The organism is Leeuwenhoekiella polynyae (genome assembly GCF_004104075.1).
In the GTDB taxonomy this organism is placed as follows: Bacteria; Bacteroidota; Bacteroidia; order Flavobacteriales; family Flavobacteriaceae; genus Leeuwenhoekiella; species Leeuwenhoekiella polynyae.
Window position 1 is genome coordinate 1 of the sequence record NZ_QOVK01000012.1, and the last position, 24,928, is coordinate 24,928.

21 protein-coding genes are annotated in these 24,928 nt (G+C 35.6%); 12 read left to right on the forward strand and 9 right to left on the reverse strand.

Annotated features, from left to right (window positions below; translation table 11 throughout):
- Positions 1 to 208 precede the first annotated feature (208 nt).
- From DSM02_RS12680 to recF, 3 genes are all read right to left on the reverse strand, one after another.
- Positions 209 to 505, reverse strand: coding sequence for a DUF721 domain-containing protein (locus DSM02_RS12680; protein WP_128765998.1), 297 nt, complete (start codon positions 503 to 505; stop codon positions 209 to 211).
- Positions 506 to 580: 75 nt separating this feature from the next.
- A complete protein-coding gene (locus DSM02_RS12685; protein WP_128765999.1) occupies positions 581 to 1,021 on the reverse strand; it encodes a lipocalin family protein in 441 nt (146 codons plus the stop codon).
- Positions 1,018 to 2,097, reverse strand: coding sequence for a DNA replication/repair protein RecF (gene recF, locus DSM02_RS12690; RefSeq protein WP_128766000.1), 1,080 nt, complete (start codon positions 2,095 to 2,097; stop codon positions 1,018 to 1,020). Before recF ends, DSM02_RS12685 begins: the two co-directional genes overlap by 4 nt.
- Positions 2,098 to 2,249: 152 nt before the next feature.
- On the opposite strand from recF, the gene DSM02_RS12695 reads away from it, so the two are divergent.
- The 7 genes from DSM02_RS12695 (at position 2,250) to DSM02_RS12725 (ending at position 8,648) form a co-directional block, all read left to right on the forward strand.
- The gene (locus DSM02_RS12695) at positions 2,250 to 3,014 is read left to right on the forward strand and encodes a tetratricopeptide repeat protein (protein WP_128766001.1); all 765 of its coding nucleotides are present in this window, start codon (positions 2,250 to 2,252) and stop codon (positions 3,012 to 3,014) included.
- 12 nt (positions 3,015 to 3,026) lie between these two features.
- Positions 3,027 to 3,518: a 6,7-dimethyl-8-ribityllumazine synthase gene (gene ribH / locus DSM02_RS12700; protein ID WP_128766002.1), complete on the forward strand. Its 492-nt coding sequence runs from the start codon at positions 3,027 to 3,029 to the stop codon at positions 3,516 to 3,518.
- 149 nt (positions 3,519 to 3,667) lie between these two features.
- The gene (locus DSM02_RS12705) at positions 3,668 to 3,949 is read left to right on the forward strand and encodes a riboflavin synthase subunit beta (protein WP_128760983.1); all 282 of its coding nucleotides are present in this window, start codon (positions 3,668 to 3,670) and stop codon (positions 3,947 to 3,949) included.
- Positions 3,950 to 4,038: 89 nt separating this feature from the next.
- Positions 4,039 to 5,925 carry a DNA mismatch repair endonuclease MutL gene (mutL, locus tag DSM02_RS12710; protein WP_128766003.1) on the forward strand — a complete coding sequence of 629 codons (1,887 nt, stop codon included), beginning with the start codon at positions 4,039 to 4,041 and terminating at the stop codon, positions 5,923 to 5,925.
- 42 nt (positions 5,926 to 5,967) lie between these two features.
- On the forward strand, positions 5,968 to 6,735 hold the full coding sequence (locus DSM02_RS12715) for a rhomboid family intramembrane serine protease (protein WP_128766004.1): 768 nt from the start codon (positions 5,968 to 5,970) through the stop codon (positions 6,733 to 6,735).
- Positions 6,736 to 6,738: 3 nt separating this feature from the next.
- The gene (locus DSM02_RS12720; RefSeq protein WP_128766005.1) at positions 6,739 to 7,623 is read left to right on the forward strand and encodes a rhomboid family protein; all 885 of its coding nucleotides are present in this window, start codon (positions 6,739 to 6,741) and stop codon (positions 7,621 to 7,623) included.
- A complete protein-coding gene (locus tag DSM02_RS12725; RefSeq protein WP_128766006.1) occupies positions 7,623 to 8,648 on the forward strand; it encodes an endonuclease/exonuclease/phosphatase family protein in 1,026 nt (341 codons plus the stop codon). The genes DSM02_RS12720 and DSM02_RS12725 overlap by 1 nt, the downstream gene beginning before the upstream one ends.
- Here the strand turns inward: DSM02_RS12725 and DSM02_RS12730 are convergent.
- Positions 8,643 to 9,266: a WbqC family protein gene (locus tag DSM02_RS12730; RefSeq protein WP_128766007.1), complete on the reverse strand. Its 624-nt coding sequence runs from the start codon at positions 9,264 to 9,266 to the stop codon at positions 8,643 to 8,645. The genes DSM02_RS12725 and DSM02_RS12730 overlap by 6 nt on opposite strands.
- Before the next feature lie 231 nt (positions 9,267 to 9,497).
- Between DSM02_RS12730 and DSM02_RS12735 the strand changes: the two genes are divergently transcribed.
- A complete protein-coding gene (locus tag DSM02_RS12735) occupies positions 9,498 to 11,744 on the forward strand; it encodes a tetratricopeptide repeat-containing hybrid sensor histidine kinase/response regulator (RefSeq protein WP_128766008.1) in 2,247 nt (748 codons plus the stop codon).
- Here the strand turns inward: DSM02_RS12735 and DSM02_RS12740 are convergent.
- Positions 11,734 to 12,264, reverse strand: a complete 531-nt coding sequence (locus DSM02_RS12740; protein ID WP_128766009.1) for an ExbD/TolR family protein — start codon at positions 12,262 to 12,264, stop codon at positions 11,734 to 11,736. The genes DSM02_RS12735 and DSM02_RS12740 overlap by 11 nt on opposite strands.
- 110 nt (positions 12,265 to 12,374) lie before the next feature.
- Positions 12,375 to 13,652, reverse strand: a complete 1,278-nt coding sequence (locus tag DSM02_RS12745; protein WP_128766010.1) for a carboxypeptidase-like regulatory domain-containing protein — start codon at positions 13,650 to 13,652, stop codon at positions 12,375 to 12,377.
- Between the two features lie 172 nt (positions 13,653 to 13,824).
- Here DSM02_RS12745 and DSM02_RS12750 point away from each other — a divergent pair, with 172 nt between their 5' ends.
- On the forward strand, positions 13,825 to 14,559 hold the full coding sequence (locus tag DSM02_RS12750) for a hypothetical protein (RefSeq protein ID WP_128766011.1): 735 nt from the start codon (positions 13,825 to 13,827) through the stop codon (positions 14,557 to 14,559).
- Positions 14,560 to 14,633: 74 nt separating this feature from the next.
- Here the strand turns inward: DSM02_RS12750 and DSM02_RS12755 are convergent, their stop codons facing one another.
- Positions 14,634 to 14,900 (reverse strand): hypothetical protein, encoded by a 267-nt coding sequence (locus DSM02_RS12755; RefSeq protein WP_128766012.1) that lies wholly within the window; start codon positions 14,898 to 14,900, stop codon positions 14,634 to 14,636.
- A 176-nt stretch (positions 14,901 to 15,076) separates the two neighbouring features.
- On the opposite strand from DSM02_RS12755, the gene DSM02_RS12760 reads away from it, so the two are divergent.
- Together DSM02_RS12760 and tamL are read left to right on the forward strand one after the other, a co-directional pair.
- Positions 15,077 to 20,065, forward strand: a complete 4,989-nt coding sequence (locus tag DSM02_RS12760) for a translocation/assembly module TamB domain-containing protein (RefSeq protein WP_128766013.1) — start codon at positions 15,077 to 15,079, stop codon at positions 20,063 to 20,065.
- Positions 20,058 to 22,352 carry a translocation and assembly module lipoprotein TamL gene (gene tamL, locus DSM02_RS12765; RefSeq protein ID WP_128766083.1) on the forward strand — a complete coding sequence of 765 codons (2,295 nt, stop codon included), beginning with the start codon at positions 20,058 to 20,060 and terminating at the stop codon, positions 22,350 to 22,352. Before DSM02_RS12760 ends, tamL begins: the two co-directional genes overlap by 8 nt.
- 6 nt (positions 22,353 to 22,358) lie before the next feature.
- Here the strand turns inward: tamL and DSM02_RS12770 are convergent, their stop codons facing one another.
- Both DSM02_RS12770 and DSM02_RS12775 read right to left on the reverse strand, forming a co-directional pair.
- Positions 22,359 to 23,093 carry a phosphatase PAP2 family protein gene (locus DSM02_RS12770; RefSeq protein ID WP_128766014.1) on the reverse strand — a complete coding sequence of 245 codons (735 nt, stop codon included), beginning with the start codon at positions 23,091 to 23,093 and terminating at the stop codon, positions 22,359 to 22,361.
- Between the two features lie 121 nt (positions 23,094 to 23,214).
- On the reverse strand, positions 23,215 to 24,159 hold the full coding sequence (locus DSM02_RS12775; protein ID WP_128766015.1) for an ion channel: 945 nt from the start codon (positions 24,157 to 24,159) through the stop codon (positions 23,215 to 23,217).
- 231 nt (positions 24,160 to 24,390) lie between these two features.
- Here DSM02_RS12775 and DSM02_RS12780 point away from each other — a divergent pair, with 231 nt between their 5' ends.
- Positions 24,391 to 24,864, forward strand: coding sequence for a ferritin-like domain-containing protein (locus tag DSM02_RS12780; protein ID WP_128766016.1), 474 nt, complete (start codon positions 24,391 to 24,393; stop codon positions 24,862 to 24,864).
- Positions 24,865 to 24,928: the final 64 nt, after the last annotated feature.

Consider the following 24,928-nt stretch of genomic DNA (forward strand, 5'->3'; position numbering starts at 1 on the left):
TGCCTGTAAGGAACTGGGGCATAATCCTAAATCAGTTCCTGACGATCTATGAAAAAAGGGTCAGACTTTAAACAAGTCAAACCCCTGTTATTTTTAACTTACACAGTTAATAGGATAGTGTCAAATTCTTTATCAATTGAACATAAAAAAGCGGCTCTTGAGCCGCTTTTTTTATATCTATTATTTTTATTATTATTATCCTATTTAGCTATCTTAAAATCACTTTCTTAATGATTTCTCTACCTAATTCTTCGTTGAGATTACGTTGAATTTTTTCTTTGCCGTAACTTAATTCTTCACGTAAAACAGATGAGCTTAATTGAATGATCAAGCGATCACCATCTAACTTTATCTGAGTTGTATATTTTGCAATGGCAGGTCCCATCACATCACGCCAGGCTTCGGCGACATCAACTTTATCTATTCCTTTTTGAAGTTTATTTTTTTCTACAAATGCGCCCAGTACATCTCGTATAGATTTAGGGTCTGCGTCTCGTCTAGCCATTAATCTGTTATATTTATTGGCACCGCCAAAGGGTTTTATGCCCCCCAGGCTTGCCTCGAAATTGAAAATTTGTTTCTAACGAATGTCTCTTGGGCTTTCCCTGAGGTAATTTACTTTTTCAAATTTAGCATAGGTATAGATCATACCCCGGTCATTTTTTACCTGTAATTGGTTGGCATCTGCTTTGAGAACAGTTTCCGTCCAGTTATCAAATGGGGTGCTGTAATTTAAACGTAATGAGTCGTTTGTTATTCTTGCGATAACAGTTTCTTTTGTATCGCTGTTTACAAAAGTGCCATCTATGCGCGGAAGCACTTTAGTTCTAAAACCTATAGTGTCTGTAAGCTCTATATAATCTACTCGCTCGTTAAATTTATAATCTCTGTCATTTCCATAAGGAGAGTCAACAGATTTTATTTCCCAATACCCATTAAGGTTTTTAAGCTGCTCTTCAGGATTGTTTTCAGCACAGCTCAAAAAAGCTACTGTTAAAATGCTTACTAGTATTTTTTTCAAAGTTTAAAGAGTTTATAAGTTTGATGTATCTCTTTTACGATTGCTTCCGTACGGTCTGCGTGGGTGTCACTTATAAATAATTGCCCAAAACTCTCATCGTTTACCAGGTCGATTATTTGCATCACCCGACTTTCGTCTAACTTATCAAAAATATCATCCAATAACAAAATAGGCGTGGTGTTGCTTTGTATTTTTATAAAATCAAACTGTGCTAGTTTTAAAGCGATGAGATATGATTTTTGCTGACCCTGACTACCAAATTTTTTGATGGGGTGGGACTCAATTTTAAAGCTTAAATCATCCCGATGTGTACCTACACTGGTGTATTGCAAAGCGCGATCTTTCTTTAGGTTTTCGGTGAAAAGATGGTCAAGAGGCGTATCATTCAGTTGACTTTTATATTTCAGTTTAACCTCTTCTTTATCACCACTTATTGCTGCATAACGTTTTTTAAAAATAGGAGTAAAGGCTTCAAGAAAATCTTTGCGCTTAGTATGAATAATGGTTCCCAGAGCAGTCATTTGCTCATTGTAAATCGCTAAAGTTTCTGGGTTAAACGTGTGGTTTGCACTAAAATATTTAAGTAGCGCATTGCGCTGAGAAAGTGTCTTGTTGTACTTGATCAGCGTGTCGAGATAGTTTTTATCACTTTGAGAAATTACACCATCCATAAACTTACGACGCGTCTCGCTACCTTCGATAATTAGGTCGCGATCTGCCGGAGAAATGATGACAAGCGGCAAAAAACCTATATGATCAGAAAACCGTTCATAAACTTTACCATTTCGCTTAATCACTTTCTTTTGACCTCGCTTTGCGCTAACAATAACTTTTTCTTCTCGCTCATTTTTCTCGTAAACTCCATCAATTACAAAAAACTCTGCATCGTGATTGATGTTTTGTGTGGTTATGGGATTAAAATAGCTTTTACCGAAAGAAAGATGGTAAACCGCATCAAGTACATTTGTTTTTCCAACCCCGTTATTTCCTACAAAACAGTTAATTTTTGAATCGAGTGTAAAAGACGCAGTTTCAAAATTTTTATAGTTAATAAGCGAAAGAGCTTTGAGAATCATAAGGTAGTATGCAAGTTTAAAAATGCTAAATCCCTGTAAAATAAAGGGTTGAAATATAATTGGAGCGTATGCAAATTATTGAAAAATAACAAAACAATACGCTATTAATATTGAATAAAAATTTTATTTTTGCGCCCAACAAAAGTTAAAGTATGGCCACATATCAAAAAAGGGGTTATAAACCTAAGACTAAAGAAGAAGTAGAGGAGCAGGTGCACGAAGAAAGTGCAACGGCAGAAGTTTTTGATTCACTTGATGAAGGTGCAACCAGAACCGAAGCTTGGGTAGAAGAAAATCAAAAACCTATCTTCATTGGTATTGCAGTAATTGTACTTGCAGTGTTGGGGTATCTGGCATTTGAAAAATTCATTCAAGAGCCTAAAGAACTTGAAGCATCTAATGAGATGTATCAGGCACAGAACTATTTTAACGAAGCTATAGAAGGTAGTGTTGAGAAAGATTCATTATTCAGCCTGGCTCTTAATGGAGGTGAAGGTAAATATGGTTTTCTTGATATTATAGATAACTATGGAAGCACAAAAGCCGGAAATCTTGCACATTATTATGCAGGTATGGCCTTTTTGAATACAAATAAATATCAGGAAGCTATAGATCAACTAGAAGATTTTAGTAGTGATGATATGATGCTTGCGCCTCTTGCTAAAGGAGCTATAGGTGACGCATTTATGCAGCTGGAGCAACCCGAAGATGCACTTTCTTATTATAAGGAAGCAGCAGAAATGCGTGCAAATGACTTTACAACACCACGCTTTTTAATGAAGGCTGCACAAACAGCAATAGCTCTTGGAGAAAATGATAAAGCTGCTTCTTTCTTAAATACTATTAAAGAAGATTATAGCGAGTCTGCAGAAGCAGCAAACGTACCTTTATATTTAGGTATGACAGAAGCTGAATAAAAAATATACATTATGGCTACAACAGACTTGTCTGTTTACGATAAAGCAACAATCCCAAACGCGAAAGATTTTCGGTTTGGGATTGTTGTTTCTGAATGGAATCATGACATCACTGAAGGTCTTTTTCAAGGTGCTTTTGACACCTTTTTAGATTGCGGTGTACTTAAAGAAAACGTCGTAAGATGGAATGTTCCGGGAAGTTTTGAATTGATCTACGGTTGCAAAAAAATGCAGCAGAGTTATGATATGCTCGATGCAGTTATTGCTGTAGGAAGCGTTATTCAAGGGCAAACTAAGCATTTTGATTTTGTTTGTGACGGCGTAACGCAGGGGATAAAAGACTTGAATATCCAGAGCGATATTCCTGTTATTTTTTGTGTTCTTACCGATAATACCCTGCAGCAAGCTATAGATCGTAGTGGCGGTCAGCACGGTAACAAAGGTGTAGAGGCTGCTGTTGCTGCAATTAAAATGGCACAATTACGTAAAGACGCAAAGTTTTAGCTAATAAACCTCCTGAAAATTATATTGCAATTGTTTGTGTAACTTTAGCTTAAAGCAATCCTTTAAAAGTTGGAATGCTTTTTGAATATCAAAGTTTGAAGCTTTGCATAGCTTTCTACCAATTATTGTAACTTTGAATTTTAGGAATTATGGGAATTTTAAAAACACGCAAGAATAAAAAATACAGCTACAGTCCTCGTTATTATGAGGGAGAAGGTAGTCCTTACAAGTTAGAATCTAAATTTGATAAGTACCGCAAAGCTACGCTTGAGTCAAAAGGTTTAAAATCTAAGTTCAATACTGCAATAGACGATTTTAAATACAATCCTGATCAACGTGCAAACCGCATTACCTTGTATATAGTTCTTGTACTCGTTTTTCTATTTTTAGTTGTTATCGATTTTGATTTGAGTATTTTTTTCGGGCAATAACTAATTATAATTCTCAAGCTCAATTTATAATTAAACGATACCCGCAATACCTGTTATAGGTATCTTCAGGGCTTAAGTAAACACACTTCATGTCTGATATCATTAAGCTTTTACCCGATCATGTAGCAAACCAGATAGCTGCCGGGGAGGTGGTACAGCGACCAGCTTCTGTGGTAAAAGAGTTATTAGAGAATTCTATAGATGCCGGGGCATCGCAGATTAAATTGCTTGTTAAAGACGCCGGGCGTACGTTAGTACAGGTTATAGATGATGGTAAAGGGATGAGTACTACAGATGCGCGTCTGAGTTTTGAACGTCATGCCACTTCAAAAATCAGTTCTGCAGATGATCTTTTTGCATTAAATACGAAAGGTTTTAGAGGAGAAGCTTTGGCATCAATAGCTGCAGTTGCTCACGTAGAACTTAAAACTAAAACTGAAGGTGAAGAGGTAGGAACTCAAATAGAAATAGAAGGTAGTGTGATCAAATCTCAGGAGGTTTGCGCGACACTTCAAGGTACTTCGATAGCTGTCAAAAATTTATTTTTCAATATTCCTGCAAGGCGGAATTTCCTCAAATCAGACTCTGTAGAATTACGTCATATAATTGACGAGTTTCAACGTGTAGCCCTGGCTCACGATTCTATCGCATTTATGTTGTATCACAACGACAGCGAGTTATTCAATCTGCCCATAGCAAATAAGCGTCAGCGCATTGTAGGAGTCTTTGGGCCAAAAACCAATGAGAAATTGGTGCCGGTTACCGAAGAAACAGAAATTGTAGATATAGATGGATTTATTGTAAAGCCTGAATTTTCAAAAAAGACTAAAGGGGAACAGTTTTTCTTCGTTAATGATCGCTTTATTAAGCATCCCTATTTGAATCATTCGGTGAGCGCTGCTTTTGAAGGTTTGTTACCAGATCGTGCCAGAGCGAGTTATTTCATTTATTTAAAAGTTGATCCCAAATCAATTGATATCAATATTCACCCTACTAAAACAGAGGTTAAATTTGAGGATGAGCATGCGATCTATACACTTTTACGCGCTGCAGTAAAACACAGTTTAGGGCAGTTTAATATCGCTCCGGTGCTTGATTTTAACCGGGAATCTAATATGGATACTCCATATTCCTATAAAAATAAAGAAGCGCAAGTTCCCAAAGTAGAGGTTGATCGCAACTTTAACCCATTTGAGCAAGAGCAGAAGGTAAAGACCAGCAGTTATAGCGGAACTCCTCATTATGAGAAGAAAAGTGCAGCTGGATGGGAAAATCTCTATGACGGACTTGATAAAAGAAACAGCTCTAATTCTTTCAGTCATGTACAAATAGAAAATGAACCGGAAACAGAGTCCCTTTTTGTAGAACACGAGAGCAAAGGATTTAAAGATTTAAAAGAAACAGATAGCGATTCAGCAAATACCTATCAGCTACATAATAAATATATTGTGAGTGCTATAAAGAGTGGTATGATGCTAATAGATCAACAGCGAGCGCATCAACGCGTCTTATATGAAGAATTCCTTAGGAATATTACTGTGAAAGAATCTGTAAGTCAGCAATTGCTTTTTCCCTTACGACTAGATTATTCTCCCACAGAACTAGCGATATTTAAAGATTTAAAAGAGTCTTTAGAAAATACCGGTTTTGCACTCAATATGCCTGAAGATGGAGTTCTTGAAGTTTCAGGAATACCAGCAAGTATTCAGGAGAGCGAGGTTTCAATAGTTTTAGAACAGTTGTTGAGCGATGTAGAACAAGAAGTACCTGATACTGGCTTTAGTCAGACTGATGTTTTAGCAAAGAGTATGGCAAAAAGTATGGCTGTAAAAACAGGAGAGAAGTTAGATGAATTGTCCAGAGAGCATTTGGTCAACAAATTATTTGCCTGTACAGAACCTACGATGTCTCCATTTCTTAAAAAAACGTTTATTACGCTTACTGTAGACGAGCTGGATCGTAAATTTAACGCATAATTAAAAACGCCTTAGCGCGTTTAAACATTTCAAACCAGATTGATGGGTAGAATAACCGAAACTGTAAAAGTACTTTTAATCGTTAACGTGATCTTCTATTTAGGATCACAGTTTTTATTACCTAACGCAGTTCAACTCTTTGGACTGTGGTTTCCTGAGAATCCTAATTTTCACTTCTGGCAGCCTTTTACGCATATGTTTATGCATGATCAGAGCAGTATTTTTCATATTCTTTTTAATATGTATGCGTTGTGGGCTTTTGGTGGTCCTGTAGAGCAAATGCTGGGTCGTAATAAATTTATTTTCTTTTATTTTTCTGCAGGTTTAGGTGCCGCGTTAATACATACTCTGGTTGGATATTACCATTATCAAGCTGGTTACGACGTTTTAATAAACGCGGGTTTGACTCCAGGAGAGATATCTGATACTCTGAACAAAGCATTTACAAGCATTCAACAATCAGGTCAATATTCGTATCCTAATGTAGGTGATCCTGATAAAGTGCGAGGTATGATAGAAGCATTTTCTACGTCGGCAGTAGGAGCTTCAGGAGCTATATATGGCGTTTTAGTGGCTTTTGGGATGCTATTTCCTAATGCAGAATTGATGCTTATATTTTTACCGGTCCCGGTCAAGGCTAAATTTTTTATACCCGGTTTAATTCTTTTAGATTTGTTTTCTGGTGTTACCGGTTTTTCAATCTTTGGAGGAAACATTGCAAACTTTGCTCATATAGGAGGTGCTCTATTCGGATTTATAATGATGTGGTATTGGAAAAAGAATAGTTTTAATGATAAACGCTGGTATTAAAATATGGCAAGTCCCAGTCTAAGTTACCAATTTAAAACAGCAAATATTGTTGTAAAACTTATCGTGATCAATGTGTTGATCTGGATAGGTTTTGCGCTTTTAGAATGGGTGCTCAATTCGGGTGCAGTTATTACTCAATGGTTCAGTCTGCCTACAGATTTGAGTAGATTAATAATACAACCTTGGTCTTTGATAACCTATGCATTTTTGCATGGTGGTTTCTGGCATATTTTCTGGAATATGCTCATTTTATATTGGTTTGGTCAGATAGTTTTAAACCTTTTTACTGAAAAACGCTTTTTAACCATTTACCTTCTCGGAGCCTTAGCCGGCGGAATTTTATTTGTTACTGCTTATAATTTGTTTCCGGTTTTGATTACTTCGAGCGCTTATCTGGTAGGAGCAAGTGCTGCGGTAAGAGCGATAATGATCTTTATAGCTACATATACGCCTAATACTGAAGTGCGCATTATCTTCTTTAATGTCAAACTTTGGCAGATAGGTGTGTTTGTTGTGCTTACCGATTTGATTCAGATTCCAACCTCTAGTAATGCAGGTGGATTGCTTGCACATGTAGGCGGTGCAATCTTTGGGTATGTTTATGCGCAACAACTGGGTAAAGGAAATGATATAGGTGCTTGGTGGGAGCGATTTATGGATGCTGTTACAAGCTATTTTAAACCAACACCCAAATCAGAGAAGAAGGTAAAAATGAAAACTGTATATAAGAATAGATCTACAGCGACCAAGCGCGCAACTTCTGGTATGTCTAAAAGTGAAAAGCAAGTACGTGTAGATACCATTTTAGATAAGATAAGCAAAAGTGGTTACGACAGTCTTTCTAAAGAAGACAAAGATTTTCTCTTTAAAGCCGGAAAAGACACTTAATGAAGAAGCTAAGTCTGTGGAATAAACTAGTCTTTTTGCTCAATAGCTTATTTGCTATCTTACTACTTGTAAGCTATATATTGCCTTATTTTCCGCCTAAGATTTTTCCTCCATTATCAGTTTTAACTTTGGTTATTCCCGTGTTGATTGCTGCAAATATTTTATTTGTAATATATTGGCTATTGCTTTTTAAAAAGCAACTCATACTTTCAACATTAGTATTGATTATTTGGTTTTTTCAGGGAAGCACCTTGTATAAAATAAGCTCAGGAAAAGAGTCTAATCAAATTATAAAGACTGAAAACCAACTCAGAATCTTCAGTTATAATGCACACGTTTTTAGAAGTGAAAACTTTTCTTCTGAAGAAATAAAAACTGGTATCGCAGAGCTTATTGAAGAGGCAAACCCTGATGTCATTTGTTTTCAGGAATTTTCTAAACGTGGCGCACCAAAATTAGATTACCCGTATTCTTATTTTGGCGAAAAAGAGGGGAAGCACGTTAACTTACAAGCTATTTATTCAAAATATAAAATTGTCAAAACTGGTTCGCTCGAATTTGAAAGTACTTTTAATAATGCACTATTTGCTGATATTGTAAAAGATAAAGACACCTTACGGATTTATAATATGCATATGCAGTCTCTGGCGCTTACTCCTGAGCTAGGAGCTCTTGAAAAAGAAAATACGAAGTCATTGATAGGAAGGTTGGGAAGATCCTTTAAAAAGCAACAAGAACAAACCAATTTATTTTTGACTCACGAGAAGAATTGCAGGTATAAGAAAATTGTTGCCGGTGATTTTAATAATACGGTGTTCTCTTACACCTATCATAAGATTCGCGGGGATAAAAAAGATGCATTTGTGGAGCAGGGTAGTGGTTTTGGTCGCACATTCATATTTGATATAATTCCGTTGCGAATAGATTTTATCTTACCAGATCCTCAAATTGAAGTTTCAGCATTTAAAACCTTTGATGTTGAATATTCAGATCATTTTCCTATTGAGGCAGTACTGAATCTATAATTTTAAATCTAAATTCTTCAAGTAGGTGATTGCTTCAGGCCCCAGATTAAAGATGAGATCTAAAACGGTCAGATACGGAATAAAACCATTTGCCTCTTCAAAAACCTGTCTGTAGGCAGGGATTTCTAATTTATCTTTTCGTTTTGCGTTTGCTAAAAATCTTAGATCAGTCTTGTCAGAATATTCTTTTATGTAATCCTGAGTAATTGTAAAATCTATGTCTATGCCGAGCATTTCTAAAATGCAGGCAATACTTGCTCGGTTAAACTCTAATAGTGAATTATATTCTTTGTGAAATAGGGGATACAAATCATCTTCATAGAACTCAAAAAAAGGAGAGGTTCTATATGCTATCACAATAGAACGCCAATGTTGCCGTTGCCATAAGAAATTATTCTCCATTAAAGCTTCTGCAGTTTTCTTATGACCTTCTGTTTTTGTGTGTTTTATAGGGATATTGAGAAGCAACTTACCGTTTGCTGTGGCTATATACATTCGGTTTCTATAGCTCTGTTTTTGATAATTATCACAGACTTCCAGAGTAACATTATCTGCCTGAATAATGGATGCTGTGGTAATAATATCAGGAAAGTATGTTGGGTTTGTGATAATATTCATTTAGAGCTTTTTGAGAGCGCAAATATAAACGATTTCTAAAGTCAAGAAAAAAGAAGAAAAATCATTTTTAAAATGTAGTATATATACTACAAATTTTAATGAAATTTATTTAACACTAATGATTAGTTGTTTTAATATCATATAGTTGATTGCTTTGATTTAATGTTTTTGGATAAAATAGTTTTTTATCGATAAAAAAACTATTTTTGACCTGTTTTAAACCCCAACTCATTGAAACGTAAGTCCATTACAATTTTAATTGCTCTATTCTCGCTATGTTGTTCTTATACTGCTAGTGGAGCCATTGATTCTATGGATGTATTAAGTTATCAGAAACCAGATCTTCAAAAGCAAGTAGATAGCATTTTAAAGATTACAGATAGCAAAGAATATGATCTCGCTATAGAAATGGCTTCTTCACTTATAAATGAAGCTGAGAAAAGAAATGAGAACGGTTTTCTTTTTCATGGCTATAATTTGTTAAGTATTACTTACGATCAACTACAGGACTCTGTACCTGCCTTTGACTACGCTAAAAAAGCGCTGCACTTCGCAAAGCTTTCTAAGAATGATACTTTAATTGCCTGGGGCTACAATAATTTAGCTGCCAGTCTATCAGAATATCCAGAAACGCGAGATCAGGCATTAACTTATTATAAAGAATCTCTACAAATTCAACGTCGTCTCAATGATGGAGAATTTTTAGATGCAGCTTTAAATATTGCTGAGTTATATAGAGATGAGAAGAATTTCACAATGATGTATCCTTATCTAAGGGAAGCTCAAAAAAGCTATGATGAGGATTGTTTTTATTATGATGATCCTCTGGTTTATTTAAATATTCTTTGGGGTGATTACTATAAAGGGCTTGATTTCCCAGATAGAGCTTTAGTATATTATAGTAAAGCTTATGATTTGACTGAAGAAAAGAAGATGGACTATCTGGCGCTTGATTTCTATAGTGGGTTTGCAGATTTTCTTACTAAATATGGTAAACCTAAACAAGCTCTAAAGGTTTACAAACGCTATATTTTTTATTTTAAAAATAAAGAACAGGTTAAAAATCAGGAAACTTTTCAATTAGCTCAGGCTCATATGGAAGCTGAAGAGTTGAGAAGAGCTCGCAATGATGCTGAATTAAAACAACAAATTTTAGATCAGGATTTACAGCGTAAAAAGACACAGTCTGTTCTTTTAGGATCTATTATAGGTCTCATGGTTTTGTTTCTGGCTTATTTATTCTACAGTGAGCGCTTAAGGTTAGGTCTTATTAAGAACCTTAAACTCAACAACAGACATTTAAAAAAGGCAAAAGACCGGGCAGAGAAGAGCGAGCGTTCTAAAACTAAATTCTTCTCTACATTGAGTCATGAGATGCGTACACCACTTTATGGAGTTACGGGTATCATTTCAATACTAGAAAAAAAAGATGCTTTTGCAGAATATAAAGATGAGATAGGTTCATTAAAATTTAGTGCAGACCACTTACTTGATATAATTAATGACTTACTGGATATTTCTAAGCTAGAGGATGATAATTTTGAGCTAATCAAGAAACCTTTTAATGTAAAATTATTGGTTGAAGAGCTTGTAAGCAGTTTTCAACAGAATAGCTTAAAAAATTCAAATTGCAAGATCATCTGTGATGTAGATTCTTCGGTGCCTAATTATGTTGTAGGAGACTCTAGAAGAATTTCTCAGATTTTACTTAATATTTTGGGCAATGCTGTAAAGTTTACTCCAAAAGGAACCATTGCTATTCGTCTTCGTAGCAAAATTTTGAGTAGCGGTAAGTATAAGATTCAGTTTGAAATTGAAGATAACGGTATAGGTATTCCTAAGGAAAAGCATGAATCTATATTTGATGAATTCAGTCAGTTAGATGATCTTCAGTCAGACAACAAAGGAACCGGTTTAGGGCTTCCTATAGTGCGTAAATTATTGAATAAAATGGGCTCAGATATTGAGCTTAAAAGTGAGCCGGGGCAGGGAAGCATCTTCACATTTACTATAGAATTTGCTGAAGCTACACTGCTGCAAGTAATAGGTAAACGAGAGGCTAAAAAATCGGAAGGGGATTCAGAACTTACCAATCTTAAAGATCTGCGTATCTTAATTGTAGATGATAATAAGATCAACAGACTGGTTACCAGGCGTGTTCTCGAAAATCAGAATGCCATCATATTTGAAGCTCAAAATGGCGAAGAAGCTTTAGAGCGCACACGTAAACATCATTATGATATGATAATGATGGATATAAATATGCCGGGTATGAATGGTTATGAGACCACAAAAGCCATACGTGTATTTGATAAATCAACGCCTATTATAGCCTTAACTGCTGCAGAAGCATCCTATGTAAAACAAAAGGTTAAAGAGAGTGGTATGAACGATGTCATAACCAAACCCTATAACCTTAAAAAATTCTCAGATGTTATTGCCAAAGAGATTAAAGGGCGAAATCAAATTACGGGTTGATTGTTGCCGCCATTGTTGATTCTGCTAATTGCAATGGGTATTTTTTGAGAATGTGCTTTGTCTCTACTACCGAAAGTTGTGTATAGTTCTTTTTAAATTCTTTCTGACTGTAGTTTTCTCTCATACTCTTATAAGCAGCTTTAACCTCATCTAGCACCGGAATATAATCTGTATAGTCTAAGCTTCTAGAAACATCTAAGTTCACAAAAGCTTTCTCGGGAGAAGCGGGCATTACTTCTGAGTTGTTTGCATTCTCAACAAAGTCAATCAATTCTTGTTTAAGTTCTGAGAGTTGCATTTCATGATTTTGAATCAAATAATCACCTTCACCATTTACCGAAATCTGAAAAATATTACGTTCTGCAATTTTAGATGAGCAATCGTCCTGTTCGCAAGGTTTGGGCAAATTTTGATCAAGACCTTTGTCAGTCTCAATAGTTGTGGTAGTTAAAAAGAAAATCAACATCAAAAAGGCAATGTCTGCCATAGATCCTGCATTTACACTTGTAGAAGTTTTCATAATGATACATTTTTATGTTAATAATTAAAAAAGTATCAACTAGCGTGCCTAAGTTTCAATCGCTTACAAATTTAGTATGCCTGTATCACCAAATACATTCTAATTTTTTTTTATTTTTCAATTTGCTTTTGAATTTTTTCGATAGCTTGTTGAATAGACTTTTCAGGTTCTATGACATTGTAGGTTCCCCAAAAATCAGGATCGGCAAAACCTGAAGCTTCATCAGCCAGAATTGTACCCGGTTTAAATTTTGTTCGATTAGAAACAGATTCTGCATCTATCTGCTGATTCCAATCGGTTATGAGCATTTCGCTTGTTATTCGATATTTGTTATTGAACAACTTGCGCTTCCAGTTAACAACAAATTCCAGATTTACATTGCTATAGCCGTAATACCATTTACCGTCTGTGTTTCGGTAATCAACGCGATAACTTATTTCAGTAGGATAAACCTTGACACGATTGGGTTTTTTCTTAACAAATAAAGCAGAAGCCAACTTTCTATTTTCAACATTAAGATTATAAATAGCATTAGTCAAAGCATAGGTTTTAGATTCGATATAAACTTTACCGTAGTACAAAGGATCTAAAACGGTTTTCTTCTGTTTGAAGTTTACTACGTAGATCATTTTACCGTCATTCATAAGTGACTCTCCAAATTCGAACTCGTAATTATTCAACGATTCTAAAGTCATAAAATATTCAGGATATTTTACAAGATCTGCATATAATGCATTTAGAGGACCTCCCTGTAATTTGATAGCTACAGTGTCAAGTCTATTATAATTAGTGCTTTTACGGGCTTTATAAATAGCCACAAGATCATTGCCTGGACTGGTATATGCTTGTTTTTTTATAGCTACAACAGCTTCAGCGAGAGACGCACTTCTATTACGCTTATTTATAGCTTCTCTGTAAAAAGCGGTCATATAGGTTTGCTCTTCGAGATAATTATCTTTTCGGTTGGCAAAAACTTTAGCCATCAGGCTCTTTGCATCCTTTGGCCGGGTAATGTTGATCTCATCAAGCTCTAATGCCTGTGGCTCTAGTTCAATAGTGTTTTTAACTTTTGTGAAATCTGCGAGTATGATGAGTAGCTTTTTATAACCGGGATACGTGACTGAAACTTTAGCATTAGGCATCGGTTTCTCTATTTTAAGAGAAAAATCACCTTCTGAGTTGGTTACTGTAGCGATGTTAGTACCTGCAATTTCCAGATTTACAAACGGTAGCGGCTCTCCGTTATTTAGATCAACAACACTTCCCTTATATTCGATCAATTGATCGGTTTCTTGTGCAAAACCGTTATAAAGTATTCCTACAAAAATCAATATAAATTTAAAAAGAGCAGGAAAACCAGTTCGTATTGAGGAATTGTAACTTTTCATAAGCTTATATTGAGTTTTTTATTTTGAATTTACGATTTTTTAAGAAAATTATAAAGTATAATTTTTAGCTAAAAACTATTGGCACGATTTCTGTTTCACTATTAAAAATTAAATTTGTTGGCATTGCAACATATTGTAGCAATACACGTAATTATTGTTAGAAAGATAACATTTGAAAAGTTTACTGAAATATAATTCTGATTTTAACAAACACGGCAAGACGTTTGTTCTTGTGTGTGCGTTTATATTGATGAGTTTCGCTATGCAAGCGCAGATTGATAATTCATCGGGTTCATTTAAAATTCCGGCTGTAGAAGATTCTACGGGAACTCCTACACCTGTTCCTGCTGACCTTCCTAAAAATCAACCGGATATTCCTGCATCAAAAGGCGGACTTACTTTAGATTCAGATGGTAAACTGGTAGAGCGACCTACATTAAAAGCGCCCGAGTCCACTAACTTTTATATGCTGAAATTAGAAGACTTTGCTGATGCCGGTCAACGTTATACAGATATTATGAACGAACGCGAAGCAAATCGTACGAGCGACCGTTCTGACAAACCAGCACACCAATCTGATCAGGATTTAGGAACCTTTCACAGTGGAGCCCAACAGGTAAAAATAATGTGTAGAGACTATCAGTTTGTTGATGGAGATCGTGTTGCTGTTTTGGTCAATGACGAAATCGTAGTTCCTAGTATTTGGCTAACTGACTCTTGGTCAAGTTTTTATCTTCCGCTGAAACCTGGCTTTAATAGAATCTCATTTAAAGCTTTAAATCAAGGGTCTTCAGGTCCTAATACTGCGGCGTTTATAATTTATGACGATGCAGGAAATGTAATAAGCTCTAATGAATGGAATTTACTAACAGGAGTAAAAGCAAACTTGATGATTGTGAAAGAATAACTAGGATTATATAAAAAAAGCAAGAGCCGCATTTTGCGGCTCTTGCTTTTTTTATATGGTTGATTGTTGTAAAATTATAATTCTCCTTTTTGTTCTTCGAGATTGTTTTTTCTAGAGCCTCCCTGGCTATATAGTTTGTTTTCTTCGTCTTTGATATCAGTAGTATTTTCACCTGTTGGGATGTCTAAATCTTTACCAGTAAAGTCTACATCTTTTACACGATCACGCAACTGCTCGTCAACCCCGCCATCTTTATGTATATTTTTTTGTTTTAAAACGTCTAAATCTTCTTTAGTTAGCTCAGAATTATAATCCGCTTTTGTTTTCTCTTTAGTACTCATAATTTTTTCTTTTTAGTAAGCTAGTGTTTTGCCATCGTTTTCTGTGTGTTTTTAACTGCATTTATAGAAAACTATAACAAGGTTTTAATATGCTACCTTGCATAGAGCGCTAGTATTAATAGTAATTTAGCATTTTCAAAGTTGTTGTAAATAATGGCTTTGTTAGTACAGTACCTATGAGTGAAAAAAGCAAACGCATTTTTTTTAAAATCCTGAGAATTCTTGGTAAGACACTTGCGGTTATTCTTATTCTACTTTTACTTCTGGTGCTTTTTATTCGTAGTCCTTGGGGACAAGGCATTATTGTAGATAAAGCAATCAATTATATTACAAACAAGACCAATACAGAAGTTCAAATTGAAAAGCTTTTTGTCACTTTTGATGGGAATATTTCTTTAGATGGACTTTACCTAGAGGATACAAAAGGAGACACGCTGGTCTACAGTAAACATCTTGAAGCAGAAATACCATTATGGTCAATCATCAATGGTGGAGCAATAGGTGTAGATGATGTGACCTGGGAAGGTCTTAAAGCAAATGTTATTAGAAAAGATTCTGTTGCAGGATTTAATTATCAGTTTTTAATAGATGCTTTTGCAACTACTGATACAACAACGACAAATCAAGTAGCCGCTGATACAACAGCGTTTCAACTCAATTTAGGTGATTTTACCTTAAAAGATTTCGATCTTAATTATTTTGATGACGTAGGGGGTATTCAAGCTCGTTTGAATCTCAAAGAACTGGAACTCAATATGCGTAAGACAGATCTTGAGAATATGAGTTTTGAAGTAGGTGATGTTTATCTTAGTGATACTAAAGTAGTTTATAAGCAAACAAAGCCCTTGCCAGTTTCTGAGGATTCTTCTGAAGTTCCTATGCCGAAGTTCAGCGTGCAGAATTTAAGGATCAATCAGGTTACTGTAGATTATACTTCAGTACCAGATGGTATTGCTGCGGTAGCGGAATTAGGTGATTTTGAGACTGATATTCCACAAATTGATCTACAAACTAGTAATGTTGAAATAGGGGATGTACTGCTCAATAATTCAGTTGTTCAGGTAGCGATGAAAACTGTTGAAAAACCTGTAGCTGATAAAACAAAAGCAGCAACAGCACCAACTTCAGTTTGGCCGGAGTTTACCATAAGGGTTGACCGTATAAATCTCTCCGACAATATCATAAATTGTACACTAGACGGTGCACAAGTCACTCATGGTATTTTTAATGCGAATGCCATTGCAATAACCGATTTAAATCTGGATATCGAAAATATTCAGTTGAAGAACAAAACATTTAATGCTGATTTTAATTCAGCTGGTTTTACTGAAGCTTCAGGTTTAAATTTGAAGGAGTTAGCATTTAATTTAAATGCTACAGATCACAATCTTGATTTCAGTAATTTATCGCTTGCACTCAATCAAAATATACTTCAAGGAAATGTAAAGCTCACCTATAAAGCTTTAGACGGATTAATTGAAAACCCCGGTTCAGCTCAACTTAATTTACAAATACCAAAAGTTGTAGCAGATCTGAATACCGTTTTCAGGTTTCAGCCAGACTTGAGAAGTAATGAATATATGGCAACGTTGAGTAAGCGTTTGTTAACCGGTAGCCTGAGTATGACCGGGAGTCTTGATGCTTTAGATATAAAACCTACTCGTTTTAACTGGGGAAATCAGACCAATTTAAGTCTTCAGGGATCTATCTACAATGCCACAGATCCTGATCAATTGGCCTTTAATATTCCAGTTTATAAAATTAATAGTACAAAATCTGATCTAAACCGATTTTTAAATGAGCAAGAGTTAGGTGTTCAATTGCCTAAAAAAGTTCAGCTTGCTGGTTCTTTAAAAGGAAATATGACTAAGGTCATTACCAAAAGTAAATTAAGCACCACAGAAGGGGCAGTACGTTTAAACGGTACTGCTGGTTTTGGCGACGCTATAAATTTTGAAGGAGATGTTGTTGCTACACAAATTCAGTTGGGGAATTTGATACAAAATGAGATGTTGGGCGTTTTAGATATGAAACTTACCGCAACAGGCTCTGGTAGTACGCTAAATGATCTGGATGCAACTTTAAAAGCAACAGTTGATAGTTTGGGCTTTAATGATTATACATTTAAAGACCTCAACCTTAACGGAACATTTAAAAATGGAGAAGGTAATCTAGCTTCAACTTATAAAGACGAGAATCTGAATATGAAGTTAGATGCGTCAGTAAGTTTAGATTCTATAGCATCTACCGCCACCGTTGATTTAGACTTTATTGGTGCAGATTTACAAGCTTTAGGTTTAACAGGACAAAATATTAAAACAGCTTTTACACTTAAGGGCTATTTTAAAGGAGTTCCTGAAGATTATGAGATCAAGTCTGAGATTAATAGGGGAGTGGCCGTTTATGACAATAAAGCTTATCAATTGGGTGATCTAGATATCGCCGCTTTTGTAAAACCTGATACAACATCTTTAGATATTAGTAATCGAATTCTAAGTTTAGACTTAGAGTCTAATGCTAGTCCGAAACAATTCTTAACCGCTGTTCAGAATCACTTTAAACGGTATTTAGACAAGAACCCCACAATGGATACTATTGCAGATCCTGTATTGATGAAAATACGGGGTTCTGTACATCAGGCACCTATCTTAGGCGAAGTTTTTATACCTAATCTTAGAGAGCTAGATACCGTTGATATAGCAGTCGATTTTGATGAATATAAACGTACACTTACCGCAGATATTGAATTACCATATATTAATTATAATGGTTACACGATAGATAGTCTGGCTATTAAAATACGCTCTGATAAAGAGAATATGGATTTTGGTTTAGGGCTGAAAGAACTCATCGCCGGTCCTGTAGATATGCAAAATACGCGCCTGGGCGGAAGGGTCACAAACAGTATGATGTATTTAGATTTCTTGTCTATGCATGATGGAGAAAAACTGATGCATGTGTTATCTAAAATAATGCTTGAGGAAGACAATATTAAGATAAGTATTGATCCTGAAGATTTTATTCTGAATACAAAAAAATGGGATATAAATCCTAATAATAGCATTACTCTAACAGAGTCTAATACCATTTTTGAAGATTTTATAATGTCTTACAAAGATCAGCAGATTGAAGCGGGTAATGATCTTCCAGGTATTTCAAAAGAACATTTGGGTGTAAGCTTTACCAACTTTAAACTAGCAAATATTATGTCAATGCTTAATCCTGAAGAGTCTCTTGCAAGTGGTAAACTCAGCGGGCAGTTTGCGGTTGAGGACCCTTACACAAGCCCGGGGATGGTTTTAGATCTTAAAATTGTTGATTTTGAAGTAGTTGAAAGTAATATGGGTGTGCTTACTGCTACCGGAAATTCTATTGGGAATAATGGATATGATTTTGATCTAAAAATAAAAGAAGGTGTCGCAGATATGGAGCTTACCGGTAATTATACTGCAAAAGAAACCGCAGCCTCTATAGATATGAATCTAGACCTTAATCGTTTTGACGTTAAAGCTTTAGAAAACTTTTCGATGGGAGAACTTTCTGAAGCTTCAGGAACTATAAGTGGTAAAATGTCACTAAGCGGAACCACTTTAGAGCCTAAATATGATGGCGATTTTAAATTTAACGATGCCCAATTTAAAATCACAAAGCTGAATGTTCCCTTTTTATTAGCCAACGAAGAAATTCGGTTAGATAACGAATCCGTTAATTTTAATAACTTTAAAATACAGGATGCCAGCTCAAACTCCATTATCGTAAATGGGGAAGTAGGTACCGAAAGTTTTGTGAACCCAACTTTCGATCTTACGATCAAAGCTCAAAACTTTAAAGCCCTCAACTCAACGAAAGATGATTTTGATTTGGTTTACGGCACAGTGGTTTTTGACGCAGATACAAAAATTACCGGAGATTTAAATCTTCCGAAAGTAGAATTAGATTTAACGGTGAATTCTGAGACAGATGTTACTTATGTACTTCCACCTTCTGAGGTACAGATCGAATCAAAAGATGGAGTCGTGATTTTTGTAAATAAAGAAACTCCTGATGCGATTTTGACTAACGGAGAAGAGGAGTCTTACACCGTTTCTGGTTTTGCAATTGATGCAACTTTTAAAATAGCAAAAGGAGCCAAATTCAATTTGGTTATAGATGAGCAAACAGGAGATAATTTTCAGGTGAGTGGTACGGGTGATTTTGAATTTGATATGTACCCTAACGGACGGATGACATTGAGCGGTCGTTATGATGTTATAGATGGTCATTATGAGATGAACCTGTACAATCTGGTAAACCGAAGGTTTGAGCTCGCACCAGATAGTCGCATTACCTGGTCTGGAGACCCGTTTGATGCTGATCTGGATATCAAAGCTTACTATAGTGTTGAGACTTCAGCGAGTGGCTTGATGGCTTCACAAACTAGTGGGGCAGACATTAGCACGCAAATGCAATACCGTCAACAGGTGCCTTTTCAGGTTTATATTAACATTAATGGTGAATTGATGAAACCGGTGATCAACTTTAGTCTTGATATTCCTGAGGCGAGTAGGGGGGCTGTAGGTGGCCAGGTTTACAGTCGTGTTCAGCAGTTGAATCAGCAGGAGAATGAACTCAACAAACAAGTTTTTTCATTATTAGTTCTTAACCGCTTTTTCCCGAGTTCTTCAAGCGATGGTAGTGGTGGCGGAACAGCTAGCATAGCTCGTGATAACCTCAATGATGCGATTTCAGATCAGTTAAATGTATTTTCAGATAAATTATTAGGGAATACTGGTTTTGACCTCAATTTTGGTCTGGACAGTTATACAGATTACCAAGGTAGTGCACCTCAAGACCGTACGACACTTGATATTGCAGCTCAAAAAAGTTTGTTTGATGATCGTGTTGTAGTGAGTGTGGGTAGCGCAGTAGACCTTCAGGGCAGTGGTAATTCTGAGAACGGAACCGCACCTGTTGTAGGAAATGTGAGTATAGAGTATTTACTAACCGAAGATGGTAGGTATCGCTTACGCGGATATAGACGAAGTCAGTTTGAGAATATTATTGATGGTCAGATAATCGTAAACGGAATTTCATTATTGTTTACACGGGAGTTTAACAAGTTTACAGAATTATGGCAATCCATGTTTCCTGCAAAAAACGAAGAGGAAGATGAAACGAATGAATAATACAAAAATATTTTTTTCGATAAGTACGGCTCAAATTGTTCTTGCACTTCTAACTGTGCTGTTTCTTTACAGCTGTTCGGTAGAGCGTTTTATACCTGATGATGAATTTTTATATACTAAAGAAACAGTTATACTCACACCAGATTCTGTAGTTAATGATCTTGATGATATAGAGCTAGACTTAAAAGCTGCATTGCGGCCAGAGCCGGTGAGTTCGGTTTTAGGAGGATATCCCGGTTTGTATTTTCATTATAAAGCTAATAGAGAAAAACCCGGCTTTATAAACAAATTTTTCAATAAAAAAATGGGTAAAGAACCTGTTTATGCGTCAGATATTCAGACGTATGAGATGGAGCAAATTCTGTTGAATCGTTTAGAAAATAAAGGTTTTTTTTACAGCGTTGCAAATTCTGAGATCGTAAGAGACACGACTAATAAAGAGGCTGAAGCGATTTATCGTTTACGCTTATCAAAACCCTATCGTCTTAAAACTTTTCAGTTAGATACAGATACTTTACCAGTTTATAGTAAAATTCAGAACTCTTTATCAGAAACTTTAATAAAACCTGATATGCGTTTCAGTTTGAATGCGATGAAAGCAGAGCGCGAACGTATTGATGCTTATTTAAAAGGTGAAGGATATTACAATTTTAACTCTGGTTTTTTGATTTTTGAAACCGATACCAATCAGTATAAAAACAAGAAATTCGATCTCTATTTACGATTAAAAAAAGATGTACCGCAGAAATCTATTGTACCTTATAAAATAGCGAAGGTGAATATTTTTCCTAATAATCGGGTAGATGCAGACAGTACTCAATTAGATACCACACGCTTTGCAAAAAAAGATTTTATTCAAGATGAAGTGTATTTTAAACCAAAACGTTTAGACCCATTTGTTTTAATTGAAGAAGGTGATCTGTACAGTCCGGCAACTTCAAAAGCAACAGGGAGGCGTCTGGGATCTATAGGAGCATACAAGTTTGTAAATATTAGGTATGACGAGTTAGAAAATAAAGATGAAGATAGTCTGGGGCAGCTAGCAGCAAATATTTACTTATCGCCATTAAATAAGCGAGCAGTACGTGCAGAGGTTAAGGCGGTAACTAAATCTAACGGATTCTCCGGTCCGGGACTGGGTCTTACGTTTATCAATAGAAACTTGTTTAAAGGAGGAGAAACTCTCAATATCTCTTTAGACGGAGCGTATGAGATACAAGTAGGAGGATCAGGAAACAATCAGGGTTCTTCAAGCATTCAGTTGGGTGTGAGTAGTTCGCTTATTTTTCCAAGAATGCTCTTTCCTATTGAGATCTCTAAGAATTATTTTAAATATGATATTCCCAAGACCAAAATGGAGTTGGGCGTCTCGTATTTAAATAGAACCCAATATTTTACACTAGGTTCTGTAGAAGCTAAATTTGGTTATGTGTGGCAAGCTAATAAGTATGTGACGCACGAGATCAATCCGGTCTCTATAAATTATGTTTCACTGGCTAATACGACTGATGCTTTTGACGACATTCTTGAGGCAAATCCCTTTTTACAAACCAGTTTTGATCAGCAGTTTATATCGGGTTTGACCTATTCTTTTATTTATAATGGAATGGTTGATACGGGTAAAAAGCACCAGATTTATTTTAATGGAAACTTTGAGACTGCAGGAAACAGCTTGAGTCTAATTGCAGGCGGAGATAAGCCTCAAACTATCTTTGGGTTAGAGTATGCTCAGTTTGCGCGTATTGATGGAGACATACGCTACCATTTTAATTTCGCAGAAAAACAAACCATTGCAGCCCGTCTTTTTGCAGGTGTGGGAATCCCTTATGGAAACTCAGATGTTGTACCGTATACCAAACAGTATTTTGCTGGTGGCCCGTATAGTGTAAGGGCTTTTAGAACCCGTTCTCTTGGTCCGGGGACCTATCAGCCAGATGATAGTGAGACTTACAGTTATTATGATCAGACCGGGAACTTGCGTTTAGAAGCTAATCTGGAATACCGTTTTCCGTTGATTAGCTTGCTTCAGGGAGCATTTTTTGTAGATGCCGGTAATGTATGGAATACCACAGATAATGAAGCTTTAGAAGGCGATACATTTGGTAGTGATTTTATCAACCAGTTGGGAATAGGTGGTGGTTTTGGGATGCGTGTAGATATTCAGAGTTTTGTGATTCGTTTAGATCTTGCAGCACCATTTCACGATCCTAGTTTAGCCGAAGGCCAGCGCTGGTCTTGGGATTTTGAGAACCCCATTCTCAACTTCGCAATCGGTTACCCATTTTAAAAAGCTTTAAGCTTTTGTTTGAGGATCTTTTTTAAAAAGTTCGATGATATTAAATAAAAGAATACAAAAGATTACCCAGATAAATCCTGCTATAAATCCGCCTGCGATATCAGAAGGAAAGTGAACACCTAAGTAAATTCGGCTGATTCCAATACTTAATAGCAGTATAGTTAATATGGTGATAGAAGCTATTTTTAAAAACCTATTCATTTTAAATTGAGTAAACAGGTATATTAGAAACCCATAAAAAGCCATCGCACTCATAGCGTGACCACTAGGATAACTCAATGTTTCTACAGAAACTAAATGTTCTATACTAGGGCGAGCACGATCTATAAAACGCTTTAAAATAACATTAGAAACCGATGCTAATGCTAGGACAAGTGTTGTTTGTAAAACATACTTCCACTTTTTGAACACAAAGAACGAAACTCCAAAAAAGATTCCTAAAACAATCAGGTAGCCGTATAAATCGCCTACATCTGTCACAAACATAAAATATTTAGTAAGTACAGGATTTCTGTACGATAGCACATAATCTGTAATTGCAGTATCCCAGGAAGAAAGTGTCTCTGACTCTAATGTATCTGTTAACTCTATAAAAAGATTGGTGCCTACAATAACAATTATTAAGGCAATAATAACCGTTAAAATATAGGGTAGATTTGTATTGTATTGCTTGAATTTTTGAGCAAGAATATTCCGTAGTTTATAAATAAATTCAAAAAGGGATCTTCTCATAAATTCAGAATGGGTTTTGTTTTAGTTGAATTGCGTATCTAGGTAATTCTTACAAACATATTAATCTACAGCCTTTAAGGCGGGCTATTTAATGAAACTTTAAAAGTATTCTTAGTCAGTATTAATTGAGGCTGGCTTTTTCGGTTTTACTGATTCCGCTCACATCTACTGAAGATTTTCCATTTTTATGGGATATTAGATAGGTAAACTTTGCACCCCATTCTATTTCAGAAAATTTATAGGAAGATCTAGAATAAACCGATTGAGAGAACGTTTCATCAAAGGCTTTAATAACAACTATGATTTCAGCATCCTTTCGGAATAAATCTGCTTGTGAAATCCCATAAAACGGACTGTCATCTGTTATAGGATGAACGATTGTCCAGGCTGCTGGTAACAGCACCACATTAGAGCGTTCTAGCTCTAAAGTAAAGAAATCGCGTAATGGAGAATTATCTCGAAGCATAGACAAAGACACGCTGGCTTCAACTTCAAGCAATTGATTTCCGTGAGGATTAACTACTCTAAACATGAATCCATTAATATCACGATAAGGAGCAATTACTGCAGTCTGACTATACTTTAATTTTGCAGCCGGTTTAGAAAATCGCCCGTAAACCATCCCGGTTGCCAGTGCAAAACCCAGAAGTCCCATCATAGATTCGGTAGCAGCAACGATATTGGCTAAAATTCCAGTAGGAGCAACCTGACCATAACCCAAAGTTGTGATGGTTTGCGCGCTAAAAAAGAAGGCTTCTACAAATTGTTCTACAGGAGTTGTACCATATATACCAGTGAGATGTTCAATACCTATCAGCATATAAACTGAAGCAAAAATGAGATTGACACAGAAATAGGTTGCAAGAACAATTGCAAAAAACTTGATCCACTTCATAGAGACCAAAGCATGAAAGAAATTTATTTTCTCCCAAAATGCCACGTTTTCCTTTTTGATATTGAATGAACCGTCTTTGTTTAAAACCCTGTAGTGCCCAGCAGTCGCTTTTTCTCCCAGCCCAAAGTCGTTAAATTCTTTTTGTTTAGAAGTTCTCGGTGTTGTTCTCATAATTTTCCGGCTCATGCTAAACGAGCAAGTTAAAAACTATTTATGCGAAAATCGAGATTTAATTAATTGAGCCTTATCGCTTAAGTTAAATTAACGCAAAGACGTTAAACTGTATTAATTTAAATAATTAAAGCTTATGTCTCTTGTAATTTTATATGTGAAATTTAATAGGATTCATTATTATTAAAAATAAATAGTCTTATTAAAAATGTTTAACTAACAATATATATTATGCAAACTACAATTGAAAAAGCAAGAGAAAAGTCTCACGAAGAAACTGTAACCAATCTTCAGCATTTACTAGAGAAAAACTATGATGCGGAAAAAGGTTATAAAGAAGCTATGGTAAAAGCCAAAGATGTAAATCTGAAGGAATATTTAAAAAATAAATCTGCCTTACGCAATCGCTTTGCAACAGAGATTAGTGATGTTTTAGTAAACCTCAATGAAAAGCCTAATGAATCAGGAAGCGCTGCAGGATCTTTACACAGAACTTGGATGAATGTAAAAGAATCACTGAGTTCAGATAAAGATGAAGCAATTTTAGAAGAATGCATTCGTGGTGAGAAAGCGAGTGTTGAGGAATATCAAGAAGTTTTAGACAGTAAAAACTTTACTCCAGAAATTACTTCTATGATCGCTAATCAAAAATTAGAGGTAGAAAAATCTCTAAATACGATTGAAAGACTTGAAGATCTTGCATAAGACCTTAAATATATAGAATGAAAAACCCACCTGATCTGGTGGGTTTTTTTGTGGGCATGATTAA